Annotated in this window: 2 protein-coding genes and 1 pseudogene; all 3 read left to right on the top strand. The window is 45.0% G+C overall.

Features of this window, described 5'->3' with window-relative positions; all coding sequences use genetic code 11:
- Positions 1 to 392: pseudogene (locus tag H7708_RS13360) on the top strand (hypothetical protein); the annotation flags it as partial.
- 15 nt (positions 393 to 407) lie between these two features.
- Positions 408 to 1,388 carry a DUF4123 domain-containing protein gene (locus tag H7708_RS13355; RefSeq protein ID WP_223671353.1) on the top strand — a complete coding sequence of 327 codons (981 nt, stop codon included), beginning with the start codon at positions 408 to 410 and terminating at the stop codon, positions 1,386 to 1,388.
- A partial coding sequence (locus tag H7708_RS13350) for a toxin VasX (protein ID WP_223671352.1) occupies positions 1,385 to 2,050 on the top strand: 666 nt, incomplete at its 3' end. The genes H7708_RS13355 and H7708_RS13350, both read left to right, overlap by 4 nt.

Genomic DNA, 2,050 nt, shown 5'->3' with positions numbered 1-2,050 from the left:
AAATTACCAAAGACCTGCTGGAGAACGTCAACAACCACCGTAAGGAATACACCTATGCCAACCACTGGGAAGAAGTGGGTGGACATTATGAGCATAAGGTTCAGGGCAAATATGATCTGGAAGTCGTAGATAGCATCAAAACGGCAACGACAGTTCATAAAATCGAAGTAAAGGACAAGATCACGCTGGGTGTAAACGGTGGCTCTATTACGTTGGATAGCAGCGGCATAACGCTGGAAGGATCGGCTGTGAATTTGAAAGGCGCCAATATCAGTTTCGGTAAAGCCAACCCGTCGAATAGTTTGAATCTGGTGGGTGAGCTGAATGAAGGTCATCCATTTACCGAAGAGTGTATGGGCGGTAACTGCCCAATCTGTTCAAGAAAGGGCTAGGCGATGGAGCAAGCGATGGAAATAGAGCTCATTGAGCATACTATGATCAACTCAAAAATTGAGCAAAGTAACACGCTGTATCTTTTGGTCGATGCATTGCCTGTGGAGCAATGGGCTTACGTTCCATTAAAAGATGACGACCTGGAAATCCCGGAAGTTAAGGATTTTCCCCAGATCATCAAAGAGCAGGATAGATACGTTAAATGTCACTGGCTGTGGGAAGACACCGACTGGAATGAGCATTATCGACAGGGGCCCTGTCTGGTGGAAATCGAGCCGGAATCGGCATTAGTCGATTTTTTTGCAGAAACGCTGGCAGTAGAAGGCTTTGGTGTTCTATTACAAACGGCAAACTCGACCAATGAACTGATAGAACACCTCAGAAGTTTGTTACGCGTAAGGGTGCAGGGCAAAGGTCTGGTCTATTTTAAAATCAATAACCCAAGAACACTGGCGAGTTACGTCGACACCTTGGCAGAAGAGAAACTTGCCCAGCTGCTCGGGCCGATCTCAAACGTCATATGGCGGCAGAATGTCGGAGCAAAGCATCAGTGGATGAATTACAAGAACAGTCATCGGTACGAACCTGAACAAAAAAACATGGGCTGGTTTATATGGTCGGCGGAGGAGATCCAGCAGATCGATCGGGATGAGCTATTACTGTTCAGAAAAAGTCTGTTGAACGATGCCTTACATTATCGGGAAATTGGTTACTTTGAACGACAACCGACCATGGCCCTGCAGAAGTTGTCTGAAAAAGCGCTAACCGAAGTTATTTATCAATTACTGGCCGAGGCGGAAGAATACCAGGTTCTGGACAAAAAGTTGAAAAAACGCTGGGTGGAACTGTTTTTATATTACAAGAATTATGTCGAAAGACCGGCCTATAAAATGATTTTACAAGACACTCAACTGCATCCGAATCGTAGAATCAAGAACGTGAACTATCTTCTTAAACAAGAGTTAAAAGGGAAGTCGGAAGGAGAAGTATTATGAGCACTGGAACGGATAACACCAAACAACAACAGGAAGGACAAAGTGTCGCTGAAACTAATTGTGCTGGGACGATACCCATTGTACCGGTACGGTACGCCGTCGTGCCGCGCAAGGATGACTCTCAGTCAGAATACTTATACGACAATGTGGACTGTGGATCGCGCCTGGAAAAAGGTTTCTCTCCACTAAAACGAGCGCTTTATACCACGAGAGCTTTACGCTCTGGTTATGTGTACCTGTATGATGAAACAAAAGCGACTTTATATATTTGGGAAGCCGATGGCAAAGGCAATTACACTGAAATGCAGTTTGCTTCGTTAGAGGATTATCACAAACCTGGCAACCTGACAGCGGGACAAACCCTGAAAAGCGTCTGGGCTTTTGAAGACAGCGACACGGTGCATATTGGTTTTACGACGAATTTGTTAACTCAGAAAATGGTTGAGAAGGTTGAGACTGACGCCGCATTTAGACGTCGCTTTATGCACCCAGTCAATGTGAAAGAGTTGAACGACTGGAGTGAACAGCCAACGACACAACAACACATGTTCAGTATTAATGAGATGCCAGACGTTGTTGAAGAATATAAAGGGAATATTAACAATTTCGAATGGAGTAATTACTCGGAGCAGGAGCAGGTTCGATTAGAGGCTTATCAGGCG

Source organism: Kangiella shandongensis (assembly GCF_020005365.1).
GTDB classification, from domain to species: domain Bacteria; phylum Pseudomonadota; class Gammaproteobacteria; order Enterobacterales; family Kangiellaceae; genus Kangiella; species Kangiella shandongensis.
The sequence above is the reverse complement of the archived record's forward strand: the minus strand, read 5'-3'. Positions and strand labels throughout refer to the sequence as shown.